General features: G+C 62.8%; 25 protein-coding genes. 8 read left to right on the top strand and 17 right to left on the bottom strand.

Annotated features, from left to right (window positions below):
- Positions 1 to 19 precede the first annotated feature (19 nt).
- The 6 genes from RE4_RS09390 to RE4_RS09365 all read right to left on the bottom strand — a co-directional run bounded on the left by RE4_RS09390 (position 20) and on the right by RE4_RS09365 (position 5,910).
- Positions 20 to 1,027: a hypothetical protein gene (locus RE4_RS09390; protein WP_020907531.1), complete on the bottom strand. Its 1,008-nt coding sequence runs from the start codon at positions 1,025 to 1,027 to the stop codon at positions 20 to 22.
- Positions 1,020 to 2,495: a GTPase HflX gene (hflX, locus tag RE4_RS09385; protein WP_003942213.1), complete on the bottom strand. Its 1,476-nt coding sequence runs from the start codon at positions 2,493 to 2,495 to the stop codon at positions 1,020 to 1,022. The genes RE4_RS09390 and hflX overlap by 8 nt, the downstream gene beginning before the upstream one ends.
- A gap of 75 nt (positions 2,496 to 2,570) precedes the next feature.
- Positions 2,571 to 3,440 (bottom strand): diaminopimelate epimerase, encoded by an 870-nt coding sequence (dapF, locus tag RE4_RS09380; RefSeq protein ID WP_031331591.1) that lies wholly within the window; start codon positions 3,438 to 3,440, stop codon positions 2,571 to 2,573.
- 32 nt (positions 3,441 to 3,472) lie between these two features.
- Positions 3,473 to 4,144, bottom strand: a complete 672-nt coding sequence (locus RE4_RS09375) for a class F sortase (protein WP_020907529.1) — start codon at positions 4,142 to 4,144, stop codon at positions 3,473 to 3,475.
- A gap of 84 nt (positions 4,145 to 4,228) precedes the next feature.
- Positions 4,229 to 5,164 (bottom strand): tRNA (adenosine(37)-N6)-dimethylallyltransferase MiaA, encoded by a 936-nt coding sequence (gene miaA, locus RE4_RS09370; protein WP_060938481.1) that lies wholly within the window; start codon positions 5,162 to 5,164, stop codon positions 4,229 to 4,231.
- Positions 5,152 to 5,910 (bottom strand): class III extradiol dioxygenase subunit B-like domain-containing protein, encoded by a 759-nt coding sequence (locus RE4_RS09365; protein ID WP_020907527.1) that lies wholly within the window; start codon positions 5,908 to 5,910, stop codon positions 5,152 to 5,154. The genes miaA and RE4_RS09365 overlap by 13 nt, the downstream gene beginning before the upstream one ends.
- 139 nt (positions 5,911 to 6,049) lie before the next feature.
- On the opposite strand from RE4_RS09365, the gene RE4_RS09360 reads away from it, so the two are divergent.
- Positions 6,050 to 7,435, top strand: a complete 1,386-nt coding sequence (locus tag RE4_RS09360; RefSeq protein WP_020907526.1) for a DUF349 domain-containing protein — start codon at positions 6,050 to 6,052, stop codon at positions 7,433 to 7,435.
- A 92-nt stretch (positions 7,436 to 7,527) separates the two neighbouring features.
- On the opposite strand, the gene RE4_RS09355 is transcribed toward RE4_RS09360, so the two are convergent.
- Together RE4_RS09355 and miaB are read right to left on the bottom strand one after the other, a co-directional pair.
- Complete coding sequence (locus tag RE4_RS09355; protein ID WP_020907525.1) at positions 7,528 to 8,118, bottom strand: Rv2732c family membrane protein; 591 nt, start codon at positions 8,116 to 8,118, stop codon at positions 7,528 to 7,530.
- Positions 8,115 to 9,662, bottom strand: coding sequence for a tRNA (N6-isopentenyl adenosine(37)-C2)-methylthiotransferase MiaB (gene miaB, locus RE4_RS09350; RefSeq protein WP_020907524.1), 1,548 nt, complete (start codon positions 9,660 to 9,662; stop codon positions 8,115 to 8,117). Before miaB ends, RE4_RS09355 begins: the two co-directional genes overlap by 4 nt.
- 231 nt (positions 9,663 to 9,893) lie before the next feature.
- Between miaB and gluA the strand changes: the two genes are divergently transcribed.
- From gluA to RE4_RS09330, 4 genes are all read left to right on the top strand, one after another.
- Positions 9,894 to 10,622, top strand: coding sequence for a glutamate ABC transporter ATP-binding protein GluA (gluA, locus tag RE4_RS09345; RefSeq protein ID WP_007735175.1), 729 nt, complete (start codon positions 9,894 to 9,896; stop codon positions 10,620 to 10,622).
- 126 nt (positions 10,623 to 10,748) lie between these two features.
- A complete protein-coding gene (locus tag RE4_RS09340) occupies positions 10,749 to 11,585 on the top strand; it encodes a glutamate ABC transporter substrate-binding protein (protein ID WP_020907523.1) in 837 nt (278 codons plus the stop codon).
- Between the two features lie 99 nt (positions 11,586 to 11,684).
- Positions 11,685 to 12,365 (top strand): amino acid ABC transporter permease, encoded by a 681-nt coding sequence (locus RE4_RS09335; RefSeq protein ID WP_019748198.1) that lies wholly within the window; start codon positions 11,685 to 11,687, stop codon positions 12,363 to 12,365.
- Positions 12,362 to 13,258 carry an amino acid ABC transporter permease gene (locus tag RE4_RS09330; protein WP_007735172.1) on the top strand — a complete coding sequence of 299 codons (897 nt, stop codon included), beginning with the start codon at positions 12,362 to 12,364 and terminating at the stop codon, positions 13,256 to 13,258. Before RE4_RS09335 ends, RE4_RS09330 begins: the two co-directional genes overlap by 4 nt.
- Before the next feature lie 115 nt (positions 13,259 to 13,373).
- Here the strand turns inward: RE4_RS09330 and recX are convergent, their stop codons facing one another.
- The 8 genes from recX to RE4_RS31280 form a co-directional block, all read right to left on the bottom strand.
- A complete protein-coding gene (gene recX, locus RE4_RS09325) occupies positions 13,374 to 13,952 on the bottom strand; it encodes a recombination regulator RecX (protein ID WP_060938480.1) in 579 nt (192 codons plus the stop codon).
- Between the two features lie 8 nt (positions 13,953 to 13,960).
- Positions 13,961 to 14,998, bottom strand: coding sequence for a recombinase RecA (gene recA / locus RE4_RS09320; RefSeq protein ID WP_007735170.1), 1,038 nt, complete (start codon positions 14,996 to 14,998; stop codon positions 13,961 to 13,963).
- 289 nt (positions 14,999 to 15,287) lie between these two features.
- Positions 15,288 to 15,482: a DUF3046 domain-containing protein gene (locus RE4_RS09315; protein WP_003942185.1), complete on the bottom strand. Its 195-nt coding sequence runs from the start codon at positions 15,480 to 15,482 to the stop codon at positions 15,288 to 15,290.
- Between the two features lie 52 nt (positions 15,483 to 15,534).
- Complete coding sequence (locus RE4_RS09310) at positions 15,535 to 16,698, bottom strand: glycosyltransferase (RefSeq protein WP_060938479.1); 1,164 nt, start codon at positions 16,696 to 16,698, stop codon at positions 15,535 to 15,537.
- Positions 16,699 to 16,710: 12 nt separating this feature from the next.
- Positions 16,711 to 18,261: a glycerol-3-phosphate dehydrogenase/oxidase gene (locus tag RE4_RS09305; protein WP_060938478.1), complete on the bottom strand. Its 1,551-nt coding sequence runs from the start codon at positions 18,259 to 18,261 to the stop codon at positions 16,711 to 16,713.
- A gap of 2 nt (positions 18,262 to 18,263) precedes the next feature.
- On the bottom strand, positions 18,264 to 18,902 hold the full coding sequence (locus RE4_RS09300; protein WP_019748192.1) for a TetR/AcrR family transcriptional regulator: 639 nt from the start codon (positions 18,900 to 18,902) through the stop codon (positions 18,264 to 18,266).
- Between the two features lie 73 nt (positions 18,903 to 18,975).
- On the bottom strand, positions 18,976 to 19,689 hold the full coding sequence (locus tag RE4_RS09295) for a PIG-L deacetylase family protein (RefSeq protein ID WP_019748191.1): 714 nt from the start codon (positions 19,687 to 19,689) through the stop codon (positions 18,976 to 18,978).
- A gap of 17 nt (positions 19,690 to 19,706) precedes the next feature.
- Complete coding sequence (locus RE4_RS31280; RefSeq protein WP_020907519.1) at positions 19,707 to 19,895, bottom strand: hypothetical protein; 189 nt, start codon at positions 19,893 to 19,895, stop codon at positions 19,707 to 19,709.
- A gap of 225 nt (positions 19,896 to 20,120) precedes the next feature.
- Here RE4_RS31280 and RE4_RS09290 point away from each other — a divergent pair, with 225 nt between their 5' ends.
- Genes RE4_RS09290 through RE4_RS09280 form a run of 3 tightly spaced genes read left to right on the top strand, consistent with a single transcriptional unit; the run spans position 20,121 to position 22,006 of the window.
- Positions 20,121 to 20,717 carry a biotin transporter BioY gene (locus RE4_RS09290; protein WP_019748189.1) on the top strand — a complete coding sequence of 199 codons (597 nt, stop codon included), beginning with the start codon at positions 20,121 to 20,123 and terminating at the stop codon, positions 20,715 to 20,717.
- A 6-nt stretch (positions 20,718 to 20,723) separates the two neighbouring features.
- Positions 20,724 to 21,404 (top strand): energy-coupling factor ABC transporter ATP-binding protein, encoded by a 681-nt coding sequence (locus tag RE4_RS09285; RefSeq protein WP_021333596.1) that lies wholly within the window; start codon positions 20,724 to 20,726, stop codon positions 21,402 to 21,404.
- The gene (locus RE4_RS09280; RefSeq protein ID WP_019748187.1) at positions 21,401 to 22,006 is read left to right on the top strand and encodes an energy-coupling factor transporter transmembrane component T family protein; all 606 of its coding nucleotides are present in this window, start codon (positions 21,401 to 21,403) and stop codon (positions 22,004 to 22,006) included. The genes RE4_RS09285 and RE4_RS09280 overlap by 4 nt, the downstream gene beginning before the upstream one ends.
- Before the next feature lie 39 nt (positions 22,007 to 22,045).
- Here the strand turns inward: RE4_RS09280 and pspM are convergent, their stop codons facing one another.
- Complete coding sequence (gene pspM / locus RE4_RS09275) at positions 22,046 to 22,891, bottom strand: phage shock envelope stress response protein PspM (protein WP_020907518.1); 846 nt, start codon at positions 22,889 to 22,891, stop codon at positions 22,046 to 22,048.

The raw sequence follows: 22,891 nt of genomic DNA, 5'->3' as shown, positions 1-22,891 counted from the left end.
TTCGTGGAATTGGTGGGAATCAGCGGCGTCGTCGAGATCTCACGAACGCCACACCTCCGAGCGCGCATCCTGCCGCGACCAATCCGGCCCACACGAATGTCCATGGATCGACCCCGACGCCGACCGAATCGCCAGACGAGACTGCCGTCGATTCGGTCGCTTCCACGAGCGCGCGCATCACGTGAACCGGCGGCAAAGCTCCACCCGCAGATTCCGATCCGATCAGAACATCGCCCGCGTCGTTGAACGCCACAGCCTCGCCCTGAGGCTCCGTCGGGAGCGGGATCCGCAACGGTTCGGTATCAGTGAGCGTCGCGCCGATTCCGCCGTCCACGACCTCGTACAGGTACAGATCGGAGTAACTCCGAAGCGCGATCGCCGAACCGTCCGACGACACCGCTCCCCCGGTGAACATCACCGACACGGGCTTCTCCGGTCCGAGAGATACGGCTCCGACGCGCTCGAGCGGCGTCGGGCCGGGTTGCGCCAAGTCACTCAGTTTCTGATCCCCGACGGGTGTGTAGACACTGCTGGAGCCGAACAATTCCTTGGTCACGACAAACACATGGCCATCAGGGTCGAGCAGAATCGATTCGGTGTCGTGCGCGCCGTCCGGGTACGTGAGGCGGTGCAACGTACCGTCACCGGAATCGAGGTCCATCGTGATGAACGCCACCGTGTCGCGGGTTCGGAGGTTGTCGCCGGTATCCGACAGAACGAGCGTTCGACCACTCACCGCAAGATCTTCGACGTCGTATGGATCGATCGGAACCGGAATCTGTTTCTGGACAACACAGTTCAGGTCCATTTCGAATACGAAGTCGTCACTGCCGCCGTCACCCATCGCGTAGATCCGATCGTCGACGACGACCATCCCCGACAACTCCTGGAGCGCAGGATCGGTAGGTGTACAGAGTGGGGCGAACTCGCTCGGCTCGAACGACGACGCCTGTGCGAGCGCTCCGGGAAGCAGTGCGGTTGCCGTAGTCGCAGCAAGCACCGCGACCACGACCCCGAAACTACGCACTAGGTGCGTACTCCACCAATGCCGAGGCCAACATCTGTGGCACGCGTGCGTGCACCCGCGTTCCCGCCTCTTCGTGAGTCGATTCCAAAATCGTTCCGTCCGAGTGGATTCGAGCCATCAGATCACCGCGCGTGTACGGCACCAGCACGTCGACCTCGACCTCCGGCCGAACCAGCACCTCGCTGAGATGTGCTCGTAGTTCAGCGATTCCTTCACCGGTCCGCGCCGAGACGAACACGGCACCAGGCAGCAGACCACGTAGTTGCGTCAAGGTAACCGGATCTGCCGCGTCGATCTTGTTGACCACGATCAACTCCGGCGGAGCCTTCGAATCCGTCTCGCGCAGAACATCGGTGACGACTTCCCGCACAGCCTTGATCTGTTCTGTCGGCAACGGATCCGAACCGTCGACGACGTGCAGAAGCAGATCCGCGTCGGTCACTTCCTCGAGAGTCGAGCGGAATGCCTCGACCAACTGAGTCGGAAGGTGTCGCACGAAGCCGACCGTGTCGGTGAGTACGTACTCGCGGCCGTCGTCGAGTGCGGCGCGGCGAGTTGTCGGGTCCAAGGTGGCGAACAACGCGTTCTCCACGAGCACACCGGATCCGGTGAGCGAATTGAGCAGACTCGATTTGCCCGCGTTGGTGTATCCGACGATGGCGATCGACGGGATGTCACTCTGCAGTCGACGGGTCCGCTTGGTGTCGCGAGCGGCCTTCATGCCCTTGATCTCGCGGCGCAGTTTTGCCATGCGCTCACGAATACGGCGACGGTCCGTCTCGATTTTCGTCTCACCGGGACCACGCAGGCCCACACCTCCGTTACTGCCGGCACGGCCACCGGCCTGGCGCGACATCGACTCGCCCCAACCACGCAGACGCGGGAGCATGTACTCCATCTGAGCGAAAGCCACCTGGGCTTTACCCTCACGAGACGTGGCGTGCTGAGCAAAGATGTCGAGAATCAGAGCCGTCCGGTCGATGACCTTGACCTTGACGATCTTCTCCAGCGCCGTGAGCTGCGCCGGCGTCAGCTCACCGTCGCAGACGACGGTGTCGGCGCCGGTCGCCAGGACTACTTCGCGCAGTTCCTGAGCCTTGCCGGAACCGATGTAGGTGGCAGCGTCGGGTTTGTCGCGGCGCTGAACCAGTCCTTCGAGGACCTCGGAGCCGGCCGTCTCGGCCAGTGCGGCCAGCTCGGTCATGCTCGCCTCGGCCTGCTCGGCAGTTCCCTGCGTCCAGACGCCGACCAGGACAACTCTTTCGAGTCGAAGCTGGCGGTACTCGACTTCGGTGACGTCCTCGAGCTCGGTCGACAGACCGGCCACGCGGCGCAGGGCGCCGCGATCTGCGAGTTGCATCTCACCGGTCGACGGGTTGCCCGATGCGGACGCTGCCGTGTATTCGGCTTGCGCGTACTCGGACTGCTCGTGAGCGGTGGACTCTTCGTTTTCATGTGTGTTCGTCATACAAGATCCATGGTCCCACGAAACCTGGCCACGGTGCATCCGTATTTCCTGCAGGCGTATTTCCCGCGGGCGATATCACACGAGCGATTGCCACCAGGCATCGCTGATCGTCCCGTTCGCCACCAGAACCGAGGGCCCCCGCAACGACCCTTCGCCGCCTTCGACGGTGACCTGCACTTCGCCGCCGAGCACGCGCACCAGCACCGAGCCTTCGTCGCGGCCGTCGAACTTCAGCGCCGCGGCCGCAGCTGCGACCGTTCCGGTTCCGCAGGAACGAGTCTCGCCTACGCCACGCTCGTGTACGCGCATGTGAACCCCACCGTCGTGGATCGGCGTCACGATCTCGATGTTGACCCCGTGCGGGAAGAACCCCGGATCGAAGCCCGGAGAAACACTCAAATCGAGCGCACTCAAAACTTCTGCCGTCACGTGCTCGTCGACACACGCCAAATGCGGATTACCGACGTCGATGCCGACGCCGGCGAAGACGCGGCCGTCGATTGTTGCCGAACTGGTGCCGAGGTCCTTGATCGGGCCCATCGCCACGGTCACGTCACCATGTGTGGCGTCGTAGCCGTGCACCACGACCGGACGCGCTCCGGCACGACTGCCGACCACGAACTCGTCCTTGCTCTCCAAGCCCGAGGCCTTGAGATAGTGGGCGAATACGCGAACTCCGTTTCCGCACATCTCCGCGATGGAGCCGTCGCTGTTGCGGTAGTCCATGAACCAGTCTTCGGCAGCGACGCCGTCGGGCAGCGCACCGAGCACGCCCGCGTCCGCAAGTGCGCCTGCCCGGGCGACACGAAGGATGCCGTCGGCGCCGAGGCCACGCTGACGATCACACAACGCTGAAACTCGCGCCGGCTCGAGATCGACCCGAACGTCGAGGTCAGGGAGAACAACGAAGTCGTTCTGCGTGCCGTGGCCCTTACTGAAATCCATGGTCGCCATCCTATCCGGACCTACCGACCGACTCACGCAGGTGACGCGGTGACCACGACGTTCTGTTCGTACGTGAATCCGGACGGCAACGAGGGGTCGGGCACGGTTGCGCCGCCGCAGGTCACGAGGACCAGCCTGGGCGCACCCGTTTCGGAAAAGAACTCGGCCGGCAAAGCCACCTTTTCGTACAGCTTCAGGCTCGCTGCGTGATAGGTGAACATCGTTCCGGTGTCGTCGCTCACGTAGATCGGTGTTCCGGGCTTCATCTGGTGCAGCGCCCACAAGGCGCCGTGCGTGCGATCACCGTCGTCGACGTGGCCGGCAACAAGATTGGTGCCCTCCGAAGATCCGAACTGCACGCCGTTGGTGAAATGCGAAACCTTGTCAGGATGCGGAAGGATCATTCCGCGGTTGGCGCCGAACCCACTGGTCACGATGTCGGCTCGCACATCCAGATCGGGAATCGCAAGCGTGTTCGGCGGCAGATCCGTTGGCGCAGGCGCCCAACTCGCCCCTGGATCGGTTGGAGCTCCCACGTCGAAGGGTGCTTCGGGAACAGGTGCGCTGATGGGCTTCCCGGCCGCACTCACCGCAAAATAGACGAGCACCCCGCCGACCGCGAGAAATGTGACGAGCAGTAGGAGAAGCGGCAGCCGACCCGCGCGTCGGCCTCTCGGTCGCGCGTGTGTCCCGGTCTGCGCCATGTTCGTTGTCCTCCAGTCCGTCGATCGCGAAACGAATGGATCGCGAAAGAGCTAACTGTAAGATAGCTGATCGGCACGATCGTGTTACAGGCCGCGATCTGCAAGGGCAGCGAAGGCCGAGCGAGCCAGCTCCGGATCGGCACCGTCGAGCCAGTGCACGCGTGCGTCACGACGGAACCATGATCGTTGGCGGCGAACGTAGCGCCGCGTCCCGATGAACGTCCGTTCGAGTGCTTCGGCCAAATCGTATTCACCGTCGAAATGTGCGAGCACCTGTGCGTAGCCGATGGCTCGCGGCGCTGTGACGCCCTCACGCAATCCTTGCTCGACGAGTACGGCGACTTCGTCGACAAGTCCGCCTGAAAACATCAGCTCGGTTCGCAACCGAATCCGGGCGTCGAGTTCTTCCGTATCCCGATCCACGCCGAGAATGCGGGTTCCCCAACGAGGGTCACCGATCTGCGGAGCTGAGGCCGCGAACGGCAGACCTGTCAGCTCGACGACCTCGAGCGCCCGAACCATCCGCCGGCCGTCCGTCGGCAGTATCGACGCCGCCGCTACCGGATCAGCAGCAACAAGCGCCGTATGCACCGCACCGACCCCACCGTCGGCCAGCACTGCCTCCCACTTCGCGCGAACTTCGGGATCCGTTGCCGGAAAGGACCATTCGTCGAGTAGGGACTGGACGTACATCATGGATCCGCCGACGATCACCGGAACCTTGCCCTCCGCGATCAGATTCTCGGCGATCGCGATCGCGTCGCTTTGATAACGCGCGACGGTGGCGGTCTCCTTCACGTCGAGAACGTCGAGCAGGTGATGTGGAATCCCGCGACGCTCGGCCGGCGTCAGTTTGGCGGTCCCGATATCCATGCCGCGATAGAGCTGCATCGCGTCGATGTTGATGATCTCACCGCCGAATTCTTCGGCCAGTGCCAACGCGAGATCGGACTTTCCCGACGCGGTCGGACCGACAACTGCGATCGGGCGAAGTTCTTCAGGGACGTTCACGGCCGCCACGTCCCGACGTGGTAAGCGACGCCGAACGGCGCGTCGCTGTAGTCGACCACCGAACGTGTCGTGGTTGACCGAGACGAGTCCATGAAGACACCGGCCAGGACCTGCCACGCCGCACGCCCCTGGGCTCCGACACTCCGGCAGAGCTGCGGATCGAGAGCAAGAAGCGCCTCCGGGTCACCGGCGGTCAGGGCATCGTCGATGGCTGATTGCACGCCAGCGGCGCGCTCGTCGAAGCTTCCGGGCGCCTTTGCCGTCAGCGTGGACGCACCGTCAGCCACGATCAGAAGCCCTTGCGGTCGGTTGTCGCTGTCGAGTTGCTTGCGCAGCTGCTGCCCGAATTCACGACATTCATTCACCGACGCCTTTGCACTGACGACGTGCATGTCGACGGTGATCTCCACGTCCGCTCGGGCACGCAGCCAGCCGGCAACAAGGGCGCACAGTTCGAGAGATGGCAGCGGTTCACCTGCCGCATCCGCGTCCAGGGACGTCCGGACATCGGCGCCGAATCCCGCGAAAGTACCGATCTGCCCACGTCCGACGCCCGATCGCCAGAGTTCGCCTGCATTCTCGGGTTCTGCATTCTCGGGGCCGACACCGACGCCCACCCAGTGAACCGCCTCGTGAGAGAGCCGGCGCACGGCGGCCGTCGCCGCGGCGCGCACCTGAGCAGACTCGGCCGAATCACCGGACAATTCCGGCACGAGTAACGGCGCCGAGGGGACGAGAACAGCGGAAGTCAACACAGTTGCCACGCTAGTCGACCCCGAGGTGGCGACCTCACACCCTCTTACCTGATTCAATAGTCGGAGAACGTGAGTACCGGGTTCAATGGAACCAGGAATGCGATCAGGCAGCCGTGACGCGCGGCAGAGACGAGGACCGATGACCGAGAACAGTGAACCCACCACCGGCGCCGACAGCAGTTCGGCCAGCCCGAGCCCGGCAGCACCCAAACCCGGTGCTCCCAAACCTGGTGGACCACGCCCCGGTGCGCCCCGCCCCGGAGCACCTCGCCCCGGCCCGGCAGCCTCGCATGCCGTCACCGCCGCGCCGGCCAGCGACCCGAGCAAGTTCGGCCGCGTCGAGGAAGACGGAACCGCCTGGGTGAAGACCGCTGACGGTGAACGCCAGATCGGTTCGTGGCAGGCCGGCGACGCCACCGAGGGCCTCGCCCATTTCGGTCGTCGCTACGACGACCTCGCGACCGAGGTCTCACTACTCGAGGCTCGTCTGACGTCGGGCGCCGGAGACGCCAAGAAGACCAAGGCTGCCGCCATCGCTCTGTCCGAATCCCTCTCCACCGCTGCCGTGATCGGTGACCTCGACGCTTTGGGCCGCCGACTCGACGTGATCGTTGCCGGGTCCGACGAGGCCGCAGCGCACGCGAAGGAAGAGAAGGAACAGTCCCGCGCCGCGAGCACCGCCCGCAAGGAGGCCCTCGCAGTCGAGGCCGAACAGATCGGTTCGGAGTCGACCCAGTGGAAGACCGCGGGTGATCGACTGCGCGAGATTCTCGACGAGTGGAAGACGATTCGCGGAATCGACCGCAAGGTCGACGACGCACTGTGGAAGCGGTATTCCAAGGCTCGCGAGTCCTTCAACCGACGGCGTGGAGCGCATTTCGCCGAACTCGATCGTGATCGTGCGAGCGCCCGTTCGACGAAGGAAGAACTGGTCGAGCGCGCCGAGAAGCTGTCGACCTCCACTGAATGGGGACAGACCGCTGGAGAATTCCGCGATCTACTCAGCGAGTGGAAGGCTGCCGGCCGCGCACCGCGCGAGGCCGACGACAACCTGTGGAAGCGCTTCAAGGGCGCTCAGGACGTGTTCTTCGCCGCACGCAACGCTGCTGCATCCGAGCGCGACGCCGAATTCGAGCAGAACGCGGTTGCAAAGGAAGAGCTGCTCGCTGCGAACGCGAACATCGATCCGGCACACGGACTCGAGAACGCTCGTGCAGCGCTGCGCGACCTGCAGGAGAAGTGGGACGCGATCGGCAAGGTGCCGCGCGACCGGATGCAGGAACTCGAAGCGAAGCTCCGGGCCATCGAAACCAAGGTGCGCGACGCCGTCGACGCCGAGTGGCGTCGTACCGATCCGGAAGCACTTGCCCGGGTCGCGCAGTTCAAGGAGCGGGTCAGCCAGTTCGAGGAGCAGGCCGCCAAGGCTCAGGCTGCCGGCAAGACGAAGGACGCCGAGAAGGCTCTCGCTCAGGCAAAGCAGTGGCGTGAGTGGGCCGAAGCAGCCGAGAGCGCTGTCAGCGAGTAGCAGACGACAAACGAGTACGACAACAACGCCGGCTGACTCCGAAAGGAGTCAGCCGGCGTTGTCTTGCGCTATTGGCTAAGAGAACTTCCGTGTCAGCCGACGTTCCATTCCTGATGCTTCTCGGCTTCAGCCGCAGCGATCCGGCGTTGCTCCTCGGCGGCGAGCTGAATGTTGGTTCGCGTCCAGACCACCTTGAGCCAATGGAACGTCAAGAACACGACGGCAAACCATCCGATGACCAGCCCGATCGACGGTCCTGCCACGTTGAATCCGGCGGGAATGGTCTGACGTGACCAGACGGCCATCATTCCCAGCGCACTCGCCACGGCACTACCGGCCAGCGCGACCCACGCCAGACTCCAGCGCCGCGTCACGAGTGCGAGCATCGAGAATCCGATGCCGAAGATGACAACGAACCACACGAACAAGCGTGAGAACAGTGCAATCCGTTCACTTTCCGCGTCCTGGTTGTACGCGAGCACATCCCAGCCGTTCGCAACTCCCGCATGGGGCAGTGCAAGTGTGCCGACCAGCACGAGCACCGCAACCGCGACAACCATGGCGCGCGCACCCGGATCGATTTCTCCCGCGACCTTGCGTTCCGCGTCGTCGAGGTCCTTGCGGTAGCCCTCGAAGGCGTCGTCGCCCGGCTGAGGTGTCTTGTTCTCGTGTTGCGAGGTCATGCGTTGCATCCCATCTGGACGGGTTGTGGGGCTGGGGCACCGATCTTCGGTAGTCCGAGACCTACGCCGATGGGCGGGGTCTTGGGTGTGATGCCCTTTTCGAACGAATCACCGGCGCGGGTCCGACGGTGTGTGAGCACTCCGTCATCTGCCACGAGGTGATGGGGTGCTCCGTGGGTGACGACGACCGTCACCACGTCGCCGGGTCGGATTGTGCCGTCGAGGTTTCCCTCGGGTCGGAAATGCACCAGGCGGCCGTCTCGCGCGCGACCGCTGAGACGGTGAGTCGCTGCGTTCTTGCGGCCCTCACCCGCAGCCACCAGCAGTTCTACCTCGGTGCCGACGAGTTTGCGATTTTCCTCGATGTTCACTTCTTCCTGAACCGCGAGCAATCGCATGTAGCGTTCCTGGACAACCTCTTTGGGGAGTTGATCGGCCATCTCCGCCGCCGGCGTGCCCGGGCGCTTGGAGTACTGGAAGGTGTAGGCGTTGGAGAATCGCGCCTTACGCACGACGTCCAGCGTCTCCTGGAAATCCTCTTCCGTCTCCCCCGGGAACCCGACGATGATGTCCGTGGTGATGGCGGCGTGCGGCATTGCGGCGCGCACCTTCTCGATGATCCCGAGGTACTTCGACTTGCGGTACGAGCGCTTCATCGCCTTGAGAACCTTGTCCGAACCGGACTGCAACGGCATGTGCAGTTGCGGGCAGACGTTGGGAGTGGTTGCCATCGCTTCGATGACGTCATCGGTGAACTCTGCCGGGTGCGGCGATGTGAACCTGACCCGTTCGAGGCCGTCGATGTGTCCACACGCCTTCAAGAGGGAGGCGAAGGCTCCGCGATCGCGCGGTTGCTCCGGATCGGCGAACGACACGCCGTAGGCGTTGACGTTCTGTCCCAGCAGGGTCACTTCCGAGACACCCTCGTCGACGAGTGCCTGCACCTCGGCCAGGATGTCGCCGGGACGTCGATCCACTTCCTTGCCACGCAGGGCCGGAACGATGCAGAACGTGCACGTGTTGTTGCAGCCCACCGAGATGGAAACCCAACCTGCATAAGCAGATTCGCGCTTGGCTGGCAGTGTCGACGGAAACGCCTCGAGTGCGTCGAGGATTTCGACCTCGGCGCGCTGATTGTGACGCGCACGGTCGAGCAGCGCGGGAAGCGAGCCGATGTTGTGAGTGCCGAAGACGACATCGACGAACGGTGCCTTCTTGACGACGGTGTCACGATCCTTCTGCGCCAGGCACCCACCGACCGCGATCTGCATGTCGGGGTTCGCCTCCTTGTTCGGGGCGAGCTGGCTGAGGTTGCCGTACAACTTGTTGTCCGCGTTCTCGCGGACCGCACACGTATTGAAGACGACAAGATCAGGATCGGTTCCGGTCTCCGCCTTCGAATACCCGGCGTCCTCGAGCAGACCGGACAGTCGCTCGGAATCGTGGACGTTCATCTGACAGCCGTACGTCCGCACCTCGTAGGTGCGAACAGGCGTAGCAGTTGCCTCCGGAACTGCAGTCGGCTCCGGAAGTGCAGGGGACATTTCGTCGATCAGTGACACGCTTCAGCCTAGCTCACGTCCACTACGACGTGTAATAACGCCCTGATAAACAACCGAAACGCGACATAAACGTCGTCACAGTAAAATTTCCATTACATATGGCAAGAACCATGGCGAAATCACGGGCGTCGACGCAAACTACGCCTAAGGTTCTCGTTTATGACCCAAGCCGACGATGCGACGACGCCGACCACCTCCGGCGATTCCACATCCATGATTTCGATGACCTCGGTGAACAAACACTTCGGGGAACTTCACGTCCTGCAAGAGGTCAATCTCGAGGTACCCAAGGGCCAAGTGGTGATCGTCCTCGGTCCGTCGGGCTCCGGTAAATCGACTCTGTGCCGCACCATCAATCGCCTCGAACCCATCGACTCCGGCACCATCGCCGTCGACGGAAAGACGCTCCCCGAAGAGGGCAAAGCACTTGCCGCACTTCGTGCCGACGTCGGGATGGTCTTTCAGTCTTTCAACCTGTTCGCGCACAAGACGATCCTCGAGAACGTCATGCTCGCACCGATGAAGGTCCGCAAGGCAAAAAAGGACGAAGCCAAGAAGACCGCGCAGGCGTTGCTCGAACGTGTCGGTATCGCCAATCAGGCCGACAAGTACCCGGCGCAGCTTTCCGGCGGTCAGCAACAGCGTGTCGCCATTGCTCGCGCTCTTGCGATGCAGCCGAAGGTGATGTTGTTCGACGAGCCCACCTCCGCTCTCGACCCCGAGATGGTCAACGAAGTCCTCGACGTCATGACCTCCCTCGCGAAGGAAGGCATGACCATGCTCGTGGTCACGCACGAGATGGGCTTCGCGCGCAAAGCCGGCGATCGTGTGCTGTTCATGGCTGACGGCCAGGTCGTCGAAGACACCACGCCCGAAGAGTTCTTCACCCATCCCAAGTCGGATCGGGCCAAGGACTTCCTCGGCAAGATCCTCACGCACTGATTACAGTCTCCCCTCCGACAGTCCTGTCCTCGTCCACAAGACAACTTGCTCGACTGCACCGTTCACCTCGGCTGCACCGTTCATCTCGACTGCACTGTTCGTGTGTCGACAACTGAGAGGATCTTCATGAAGATCAATCGTTCCGTCCGTTTCGGAATCGGAATCATGGCCATCGCGTTCGCTGCCACGGCCTGTGGCGGCGGCGAGGAGAACAAGTCGATCACCGAGAGCGCTTCCGACGGCACTCTCACCGTCGGCATCAAGTTCGATCAGCCCGGCCTCGGTCAGCGCAACCCTGACGGCACCTTCTCCGGCTTCGACGTCGAGGTAGCCCGTTACATCGCAAACGAACTGGGCGTAAAGCCCGAAGGCATCACCTTCAAGGAATCTCCGTCAGCCCAGCGCGAGACCCTGATCCAGAACGGCGAGGTCGACTACATCGTCGCGACATACTCGATCACCGACACGCGCAAGGAAAAGGTCAGCTTCGGCGGCCCGTACTTCATCGCAGGCCAGTCGCTGCTCGTTCGCTCCGACAACACCGACATCACCGGCCCCGATTCCCTGACCGGCGGCAAGAAGCTCTGCTCGGTGTCGGGTTCGACTCCGGCGCAGAACATCCAGGACAACTACGCCAAGGACGTCCAGCTCCAGCCGCTCGACACCTACTCCGCTTGTGTCGAGGCTCTGCGCAACGGCGCTGTCGACGCTGTCACCACCGACGACATCATCCTCGCCGGCTACGCTGCCCAGTACCCGGGCGAGCTGAAGGTCGTCGGAGAACCGTTCACGACCGAAAAGTACGGTGTCGGCCTGGCCAAGGACGATTCCGAGGGTCGCGGCAAGATCAACGATGCCATCGAGAAGATGATCTCCACCGGCGCGTGGGAAGAAGCCTTCAACAACACCGTTGGTGCTTCGGGCTACCCCATCCCGGCCCCGCCCACCGTTGATCGTTACTGACCTGCTTTTTTCACCGTCAATCTCGCTGCGGCTCCCCATTTCGGGAGCCGCAGCGCGTGACGCCACCAACGGAGATCCCGTGATCTGGGGAGACGGCAAGTGAACCTTCTGAGCAAGTACGGCGACCAGATTCTGGAAGCCTTCTGGACCACGATCCAGCTGACGTTCTTCTCCGCGATCGGCGCCGTCATCATCGGTGTCCTGATCGCGGCCATGCGCGTGTCACCGGTTCCGGTCGCCCGATTCCTGGGTACCGCGTACGTGACCGTGTTCCGCAACACCCCCCTGACACTGATTCTGCTGTTCTGTCTGTTCGGTCTGTCGCAGACGCTCGGAGTCAATCTCGCCAAGTCGGACTCACCGACGTTCTTGACAGACAACAACTTCCGACTCGCAGTACTCGGCCTCAGTGTCTATACCGCCGCGTTCGTGTGTGAGTCACTTCGATCGGGAATCAATACCGTTCCGGTCGGCCAGGCCGAAGCGGGCCGATCACTCGGTCTGTCGTTTGCACAAAATCTTCGGCTGATCGTCCTGCCTCAGGCATTTCGCGCGGTCACAGCACCGCTGGGTAGCGTGCTGATCGCACTGACCAAGAACTCGACCATCGCCGCGGTGATCGGCGTATCCGAAGCGTCAGCGCTGATGAAGAAGATGATCGAAAACGAAGCGGCGATCTTCGTCGTCGGTGGAATCTTTGCTGTCGGTTTCGTGATCCTGACACTTCCCATGGGCTTGATCTTCGGCAAGCTGAGCAAGCGATTCGAGGTTTCACGATGAGCAACCGCGCAACAGTCCTCTACGACGCGCCAGGCCCCAGAGCGCGAAATCTCTACCGATTCGCATCCCTTGTCGTCGCTGCACTCATGGTCGCAATCGGTTACGTCATCTACCGCGCACTCGACGAAAAGGGCCAGCTGACAGCAGCGAAGTGGGATCCGTTCCTCGAATCCACGTCGTGGACAACGTATCTGATACCCGGCATCCGGGGAACGCTGATCGCGGCTGCGATGTCCATCGTCTTCGCGCTCATCCTCGGTTCTGCCCTGGGTATCGGCCGACTCTCCGAGCACAACATCATTCGGAAGATTTGCGGCGTCATCGTCGAATTGTTCCGAGCAGTACCGGTTCTGATTCTGATGATCTTCTCGTATCAGGTGTTCGCCGAATACGAGGTCTTCAAGTCCAAGTACCTCGCACTCGCGGCAGTCGTCGTGGGTCTGACTCTGTACAACGGGTCAGTGATCGCCGAGATCGTCCGTGCCGGAATCAACTCACTCCCACGAGGGCAAAGTGAGGCCGCCAAGGCACTAGGCATGCGCAAGACGCAGATCATGGTGACGATCCTGCTCCCCCAGGCGGTTACCGCCATGCTCCCGGCACTGATTTCACAGATGGTCGTGGCGTTGAAGGACTCCGCCCTCGGTTACCTGATCGGGTATGTCGAGCTGGTGCGTCAGGCCCAACAGCTCGGCACCTTCTACGGAAACTTCCTGCCGGCGCTCATCGTGGTCGCCGCGATTATGATCGCTCTCAACTCGGCTCTGACCTTCCTGGCAACCAAGGTGGAGAAGCGCCTGCGTTCCGGAAAGCGAAAGGGCAAGGGCCCCATCGCGGCTCCGTCCGCCGACCCAGCCGTTTCGGTTCCGGGTATGGACCTGACCAAGCCGTGAATCAGATGGAGCCGTGAGTCGAATCCGGCCGCGTTAGCGCGAATACACAACAGGGCGGGGGTACCACCGAATTTCGGTGGTACCCCCGCCCTGTTGTTCTGAATGCTGCACTTCGCTACGAGTCGGTGATCGCCGCCATCTCGGCTTTGACCACCTCGTACGACATCCCAGCTGAATATCCCTTGCGTGCCAGCATCGAGACCAGTCGACGCGTGACCTTGTCACGATCATCGACGGGCTTGTTCTTCAGCTTCCGCCGAACCAGCTCCGCTGCTCGCTCGCGCTCATCTTCCGGATCGATCTGCGACAACGCTTCGGAAGCGACGTCCTGGTCGATTCCTTTGAGCCGCAACTCGACTGCAAGTGCACGCTTTCCCTTGCCCGAGTACGTATGCCGCGAATGAACCCATTGGTTCGCGAAGTCCGCGTCGTCGATCAACCCGATTTCCTGGAGTCGATCGAGGACCTTGGTAATGATCTCGGGTTCGAAGCCGCGTCCGCTCAGCTTGGTTTCCAGTTCGGAGCGGCTGCGCGCCCGGTCGGTCAGGAGGCGCAGGCAAGCATCTTTGGCCTGCGCCTCTGTCCCGCCTTCTGCGCGTTGCGACGGCTTCTCGGATCGTTGACGGGATCGACGCCGAGGAGCGCCGTACTCTTCACGAGCATTCTCGCCGTTGTCACCGTCGTCGAAGCTCATGACTGAACTCAGAAGTCGGCGGGAGCTTCGTCGGTTGCAGTGACGTCAGCACCGATACCGAGCTTTTCCTTGATCTTCTTCTCGATCTCGTCACGGATATCGGTGTTCTCCAGCAAGAACTTACGAGCATTTTCCTTGCCCTGACCCAACTGGTCACCTTCGTAGGTGTACCAGGAGCCGGACTTGCGGATGAACCCGTGCTCGACACCCATATCGATGAGCGAGCCTTCCTTGCTGATGCCCTGGCCGTAGAGAATATCGAACTCGGCCTGCTTGAACGGCGGCGCGACCTTGTTCTTGACGACCTTGACTCGGGTGCGGTTACCGACTGCGTCGGTACCGTCCTTGAGAGTTTCGATACGACGGATGTCGAGGCGGACCGAAGCGTAGAACTTCAGTGCCTTACCACCGGTGGTAGTTTCGGGAGAACCGAACATCACGCCGATCTTCTCGCGAAGCTGGTTGATGAAGATGACGGTGGTGCCCGAGTTGTTCATGGCACCGGTGATCTTGCGCAGTGCCTGGCTCATCAGTCGAGCCTGCAAACCGACGTGGCTGTCACCCATCTCGCCTTCGATCTCGGCGCGAGGAACAAGAGCGGCCACGGAGTCGATCACGACGATGTCGAGGGCGCCCGAACGGATCAGCATGTCGGTGATTTCGAGGGCCTGCTCACCCGTATCGGGCTGCGAGACCAGGAGTGCATCGGTGTCGACGCCCAGCTTGGCTGCATAGTCGGGATCAAGTGCGTGCTCCGCGTCGATGAACGCCGCGATGCCGCCGTTGGCCTGAGCATTGGCAACTGCGTGCAGTGCCACGGTGGTCTTACCCGAAGATTCCGGGCCGTAGATCTCGATGACGCGGCCACGCGGCAGTCCGCCGATACCCAGCGCGACGTCGAGCGCGATGGAACCGGTGGGAATGACGGCGATGGGCTGACGAACACCCTCGCCCAGGCGCATCACCGAACCCTTGCCGAAGTTCTTGTCGATCTGCGCCAACGCGAGGTCGAGTGCCTTGTCCCGATCAGGTGCCTGTGGTGCCATCGTGATCCCCATCCTTGTTTCAGTCTTCAGTGCCTGCCTGAGCAGACTCCGTCTCTTCAGCGCCTGCCTGAGCCGACCCTGTTGGTGTGTTGCGATCAGAGTAGATCCGGCCACCGACAGACTTTTCGATCTTGCTTTCGCGCTTGTCGATCACTGTGCTTGTCGATAACCGTGCTTGTCGATAACCGAAAGTTCGCAGTTACGAAAGGAGCGTCACCACCGAACAGCTTCAGCATAGACGAACACGTGTTCGAACAGAAGATGGGAGGCGTTCGACACGCCGAAAAAATCAGCGGCGGGCGGGCGGTACGTCGAACTCCACACAGAGCGCACGCCACACTTCGCGAGGCTCCCAACCTGCTTCGACGGCCTCCGCAGCAGTCATTCCGTCGAGACTCTGGAGTACATGGTCGATCAGCATCGAGTCGCCTCGTACCTGCCCGAACTCTTCGCGCACCATTTCATGAAATTCGGTCAACCGCACAGCCGCCACCGTAGTCCACAGAGCGGTGCACCTGCATTCAGGCGCAACATGCTCACGCCGTCACACCGCCGTTGACCACCTGTCGGCACACCGCCACCGGATCGGTGACCTGCGACGCAGTCGCGGCAGCGGACATCGCAGCTTCCGCGAATCGTTTGTCGGAGAGCACCTGCAGTACGGCATCGCGAATCGAGCGGGCATCTGCGGGCCGCACGATCACCGACGTCCCTGCCCGCGTAGCGCGATTGGCCAACTCCCACTGGTCCCCACCCCCGGGAACGACGACCGTCGGCACGCCGGCCAGCAAGGCCTTCGCCAACATGCCGTGCCCGCCGCCGCACACCAACACCGACGCGTCACGCAGCATCGCGTCCTGGCGTCCGAGACCTGCACGAACCCAATCGGGATGCTCGCCTTCGGCTCCGTCGAGCATCGACGCGATCAGCCGCACACCGGCGCCGCCGAGTCCTTCGACCGTGCCCTCGAACATTCCCACTGCGCCGGTGTGCGCCGTGGAGGGCGCCACCATAACCAGCGGTTCGTCACCTGGCGGTGGATCCAGAATCACCTCGGTCGGCTCCCAGAGAAGCGGGCCGACGACGTGAGCGTGCTCCGGCCAGTCGGGACGCGGCACTTCCAGTGCCGGAAGTGTTGCGATCAGGCGAGCATGCGGGCCTGGATCCAGGGCGGGTAGCCCGATGCCGACACGGGCCTGCGAGCGCTGCGCCAACCCTTGCTTGATCGAACGTCCTGTTGCGGCGCGCATCAGGGTGTCGCGAAGTCGACCACGAATTCCGATGCCGGGCGCGAGCCCACTGCCGATCGGCGGTAACCCCCGCGACGGTGAGTACAGCGGGTGAGGCGAAAGTTCCACCCAGGGGATGCCGAGTCGTTCGGCGGCCAATCCGCCTCCGGCAGTGAGGATGTCGGAGACGACGAGATCCGGGGAGACGGATTTCAGGTCGGGAAGCAGTTCGGTGGAAATATAGGCGGCGCGCGAATGAATCCGAGCGCCTGCATCAAGATCGTCGTCTCCCGGCCGCGGGGCCAAGCCCTTGAGAGGCTCGGATTCCACGCCGGCCGCTCGCGCTGCCTCGACCCACCGGGTCCCCGTGTACAGAATCGGGTCGTCGCCGGCCTGGATCAACGCCAGCGACAACGCTATTGCGGGAAAAGCATGACCCGGGTCCGGCCCGGCAACAACGGCTACACGCACCGGATCAGAGTGTCACACCGAGTGAAAGGCCTGTTCCGCCGCACCCAGTGCGCGTTCGCGATCCGAAGCCACCAATCCGATTCTCGTCCTGCGATCAAGGACGTCGTCGACGTCGAGTGCGCCTTCATGCGATACCGCGAAATCGAACTCGGCGCCGCAGATCTCCAAGTCCGCAACCGATCGGAGTCGATCGCTGCTCGCCGCGGCCACGACCTCGGCCTCTGCGCCGTATCGCGCCACCAACGACGCCGGTGCCTTGATCTTTTTCAATTCCACCGGTGATGCAGCGCCTACCAGCGGCAACGCGCGTGTCCGACACGCCCCGGCGCTCAGCGATCCGACCTCGACCGCGGCGTCGACGGCGTCTTCGGCCATCTTGCGGTACGTCGTGAGTTTTCCGCCCACCACCGTGACCAAGCCCGAGTCCGAACGGACTACAGCGTGATTGCGCGAGAGGTCGGCCGTCGAGCCTTCACCGGTGTCCAGCAGCGGACGCAGACCCGCGAAGGTCCCCAAGACGTCCTCACGGGTCAGCGGAACTTCCAACGCCGTGTTCACGGTGTCGAGCAGGAAGTCGATCTCGTCCTCGGACGCCGTCGGTACGTCGGGCACCGGTCCCGGCGCTGCTTCGTCGGTCAACCCGAGGTAGATCCGGCCGAGCTGCGCGGGCAGCGCGAAGACGAAACGGTTGGTCTCGCCGGGAATCGGCACGGTCAGTGCTGCCGTGGGGTTCCCCAATCGCGCTGCATCGAGCACCAGGTGCGTCCCGCGGCTGGGGCGCAGGGTGATGCTGGAGTCGACCTGATCAGCCCAGACACCGGTCGCATTGACCACGACGCGGGCACGCATCAAGAACTCGGACCCGGTCAACTCGTCGCGCAAGGTGGCCGACGTTCCGGATACGTCGTATGCACCGACGCGGGTCAGGATTCGCGCGCCGTAGGACGCTGCGGTTCGGGCGATGCCGACGACGAGCCGGGCGTCGTCGATGAGCTGCCCGTCGAACGCGGTCAAGGCGCCTCGTAGGTTCTCCTGCTTGACCGCGGGAGCCAATTCGCGCGCCCGCGCAGCGCTGACCGTCCGTGATCTGGGTAAAACCGAAGCCGGGGTTCGCGCCGACATGCGCAGAGCGTCACCGGCCAGGAAACCGGTACGCACCAGGGCCTTCCCGAAGAACGACGTTTCGGGCAACAGCGGTACGAGTTGAGGCATGGCGCGAACGAGGTGCGGCGCGGTGCGCGTCATGAGAATGCCGCGCTCGACCGCACTTTCACGCGCTATACCGACATTGCCGGAAGCCAGGTACCGAAGGCCGCCGTGTGCCAGTTTCGAACTCCAGCGGCTGGTGCCGAACGCGAGGTCGTGCTTTTCGACCAGCGCAACACTGAGCCCACGAGTCACGGCGTCGAGAGCGACACCGACACCGGTGATTCCGCCGCCGATGACCAGGACGTCAACCGAATCGCCGTTCGCCAACTGCTCGAGCTCACGAGTACGCCGGTGTGCATTGAGAGCTGAATCGCCGCCTGCTGAATCACTGCCTGCTGAATCTCGAGGGTCCACAGCTATTCTCCCGAATTCTTTGCAGGTGCCAGATACGCAGCGACCGCATGTCTGAGTTGCTCGACCGACGCGTCGGCGGAAAGTTCCGGCTCGAGAGTCGGTGCGGAGATGACGACGGACTGAGCCATCAGTAGAACCATCGCCGCAATCTCGTTGACGCTTCCCTCGCGAATCGAACCGTCTTGTTGACCGGCAGCGACGACGGAAGTGATCAGTTCGAGAATCGACTTCTGGCTCGCGCCGAGTCGGTCCACGATGTAGGTGGTGAGCAACTCTTGATCAGCGTGCCGAATCTTCACGAAGAGCGGATGGTCGCGAATCTGGCCGACGACGTCCCCGATCGCTTCCACGAGCAATGTGGCCGCAGACCCGGTGAAGGTCACCTCGGGCAGCACCGATCGAATCTCCCGGGTGAGCAGATCCGCGACGACGGCTCGCGTGTCCGGCCATCGCCGGTAGACGGTCGGCCGGCTCACGCCGGCGCGACGCGAGATCTCCGCCAGTGTGGTTCGCTGCATTCCGAAATCGAGGACACACGACCTTGCTGCGTCGAGAATCACGTCGTCGATCTCGCGGCTGGGGATGCGCTGACCGTCTGCCTTGCGAGGGACAATTGGGCCATCTGCGTTACGGATTACCATCGTATGTAACACAATACCGGACAAGTCACCGGTAATCCCGTCGGGACTTGCGAGTTCTCTCGCTCAGAGATCATCAGAAATAGTACAACTCGAAACCAACTGCGCGCTCGGCGTCGAATCCAGGCTTCGGTCCGCTGACCATGTCGATCTGTGCGCGCGCCTGTTCCCGGATCGGCGTGGAACTCAACGCCGCCAGATATCGCGCATGTTCCGCGAGCGAATCCACGGCGCGATCGACCGTCGACGTCACGTCGACGCAGTGTGTAGGAGTCATCGTGTTGACCGCAACCCACCGAACGCCGGACCACGGCGCCAGTCCCTGCGCCGTCAATGACGGAAAGATCCATTCGTTCGCCGCATCAGCGGTCGCGTCCAGGACGCTGATCCCGAGCGCTCGGTGATCCGCGCTGTTGAGGTAGCCAGGTCCCCAGGTATGGGAGAAGTTCATCGTCACCACTAATTCCGGGCGGTGACGACGAATTGCTGCGGCGAGAGTCGAGCGCAACTCCAAGCCTTCCACGAGACGACCGTCGGGCAGGCCGAGGAACTCCACCTCACTGACACCGACGATCGCGGCCGAGCGACGCTCTTCTTCCTCGCGGACCGGGCCGGACTCCTCGGGCGACAGACCGGCGATTCCGGCCTCGCCGCGCGTGGCCAGGACATATCGCACGTCTTTGCCGCGATCGGTCCACTGCGCCACTGCTGCGGCTGCGCCGTATTCGATGTCATCGGGATGCGCCACGATGACAATCGCGCGCTGCCAGTCCTCGGGGAAGTTTTCCATAGGGCAGATCTTGCCCGTCAGAACCGCGAAGCGGGCGAATTGTCGTCACTTCCCGACATCGCCTTCACCAGGAAATAGATTCCGAAGCCGACGGCGCCGACAACCAAAACCCAGAAAAGCCCCTTGATCAGGGCACCGACCACCGCGAGTGCGACCCACACCAGGACGACGGCCAAAACGATCTTCCAAAACATGCTTACCTCCAACGTGCCGTTGAATAATCAGTCGAATCGGACAGGTGCTGCTTCATCCGTAGAACCAGCCTGACAGGTCTGGCGTGACAAAGCAGCAGCTCAGCGGCAAGTTCAGGTAAAGATCAGGGTTCACCCCGAGACCGGCCCTCACGCAGGTCAGGTGTCCAACCCATCGGAGCTTGCTCCTGGCGTAAACTCGCGAAGTTCGATCCCGTATGCCGAAGGAGCACGTCCGCAGTGTCTACGACCCGTTTCCCCGCTCGCGATCTCGCGCATGTAGCCGTCTTCGCCGCACTCATCATCGCGCTGGGCCTCCCCGGGTCGATCAACATCGGCATTTCCGGCGTGCCGATCACACTTCAGTCCATGGGCGTCATGATGGCCGGCGCTCTACTCGGACCGCGCAAGGGTGTTCTCGCCGTCCTGACGGTCATTGCCCTGGGATTAGTCGGTCTACCGGTCCTTGCCGGCGGTCGCACCGCACTCGTGTCTCTCTCCAGCCCGACAGCCGGATTCCTCATCGGTTGGATCCCGACGGCGTTTGTCATCGGATGGCTGACTGCCAAGATGCTGCCCAAGTACCGGATCATCGCGGGCATCGGCATCAACCTTCTCGGCGGCGTGGTCATTCTCTACGCGTTCGGCATCGTCGGAATGATGGTCCGCGGACACATGAGCTTCGTTGCCGCATGGTCGGCCAACGCCGCCTTCATTCCTCTCGACGCCGCAAAAGCGGTCGTCACCGCGTTGGTCGCGTCCCAGGTTCATCGGGCATACCCAGCACTGCTGCGCGACTCGGTGATCTCGTCGAACAAGACCGTGGTGGCGAATTAATCTCCGATGAGTGAGATCGTCTTCGAGAACGTCGGACACAGCTTCGGTGAACGAACGGTCCTGCAGCAGATAAATCTGCGACTGAGCGAGCAGCGAATCGGAATCGTGGGTGCGAACGGAAGCGGCAAGTCGACCCTCGCTCGCATGATCAACGGACTGGTCGTTCCAACGGAAGGACACGTCCACGTCAACGGCTTGGACACGGCGAAGAAGGGCCGCGACGTACGCAAGCAGGTCGGATTCGTCTTCACCGATCCCAACCACCAGATCGTGATGCCGACGGTTGCCGAGGACATCGAATTCTCGCTCCGCCGTAGCGGATTGGGCAAAGCCGAGCGCGCCGCAAAGGTGGCCTCGGTGCTCGAACGCTACGGCCTCGCCGGGCACGCCGACCATCCCACCCACCAGCTTTCGGGCGGGCAGAAACAGCTCCTCGCGCTCGCGGCCATCATGGTGACGGAACCGAACGTACTCGTCGCCGACGAACCCACCACGCTCCTCGACCTTCGCAACTCTCGGCTGATCAGCTCGGTATTCGCGTCACTCGATCAGCAACTGATCGTCGTGACCCACCAACTCGATCTCCTCGAATCCTTCGAACGGGTGTTGGTCGTCGACCAAGGCCGCGTCGTCGCTGACGGCTCCCCCGCCGACTCCATCGATCACTACCGGTCGTTGGTCTCGTGACCACTCTCGGCGTCTACCGACCGGGCTGCTCACTCCTGCACCGGATGCCGACGGGAATCAAGCTCTTCGCCTTGGTCGTGGCCATTCTCGCCGTCTCGATCTTCGTGCGTGAGCCGTGGCAACTGGCAGCTCCCACGATCGTAGTTGTGGCCCTGTACGCGATTGCGCGCATTCCTCCGATGACTGCAATCCGGCAGCTGCGTCCGGCGCTGTGGATGTTGCTCTTCATCGGGGCGTTCCAGCTGGTAGTCGCGGGATGGCAGCGAGCGGCCGTCGTTTGCGGGGTTCTGATCATTTCGATCGCCTTCGCGGCGATCATGGGTCTGACCACACGGATCTCCGAGATGCTCGACGCGATCACCAGATTTCTGACACCCTTGCGACGCTTCGGCGTCAATCCCGAACGGATCGCCTTGCTCCTCGCAATGACGATCCGGTGTATCCCGCTGATGTTCGAGGTCATCACACAGGTGTCCGAGGCACGCAAGGCGCGAGGGCTCGGATTCTCGCTGCGATCCTTCGCAGTGCCGGTCATCGTCGGCACCCTGATGACCGCGGACGCAATGGGCGAAGCATTGGCGGCCCGCGGCGCCGACGACTGAGATGTCGAACAGGGAGCATTGATCAGGCGCGAGAGCCGATCAGTTGTACTTGCGGGTGATGTCGTCCACCTCGCCGATGGCGTCGGCAAGCGCCGAGAGCCGCTCGGCGGCCGCGTGCAGCGCCGAAAGCTCTCGGTTGAATCCCACGAGCGCCGACGGGCTGTGAGGCGCTGTCAGAGCAGCTGCCGAAGTCACCAGATCCTCGTACTGATCCAACCCCGACTGCAACTCACGGACTGCGCCGTCGATGGTGGGATCAAGAGGTTCGGTTACCTTCGGCGTCGCGGCCACAGCGCGTTCCATCGCGACGACATCCGAAGACACCGCGAACATCGCTCTCAGTGCCGAATCGGCGGTAACAGTGATTTCGTCCAACTCACCGGGGTCGATGGTGTCGGCGCGTCTGAGCACACTCAAGATCTCGAACAGCGAAGTCTCGGCGCCGATGAGGCGCGACATCGGGATGAACGCGCGAGACGACGACGGTGGCAGCCGCCGGCGAATCGGCGCTGACGGCGGCGGGCCGGAACTCATCGAACGGTAGCGGCCGACCGCGATCACGGCGGGAACCGCGAACAGTGCCGCTCCCCCGCCTGCCACGACCACCGACCACTCTGGAGCCGACGCGACAGCGAGGCCGGCCGTGCCGACCACGGATCCGCCGGACATGAAACCCCAACGCTGAGCGCGTCGGCGCGCACGGGCACGCTTGCGCTCGAACTTGGCCCGCGGGTCCTGCCACCGCCGAGCGGCATCCGCCGCCGAAAGCCCGACCTCGCGCAATGTATCCGCGGTGCGTCCCAAGGCTCCGAAAGCGCCGGATACGGAAACGGGAACGGCCGACCGGGGCTCACGCCCAGATCGACCGTCTCGTGAAGAAAACAT

Origin of the sequence: Rhodococcus erythropolis NBRC 15567, assembly GCF_001552595.1 — a bacterium.
Classification (GTDB): domain Bacteria; phylum Actinomycetota; class Actinomycetes; order Mycobacteriales; family Mycobacteriaceae; genus Rhodococcus_F; species Rhodococcus_F erythropolis.
Note: the sequence above shows the minus strand (reverse complement) of the source record. Positions and strands in the feature narration are given on the sequence as shown.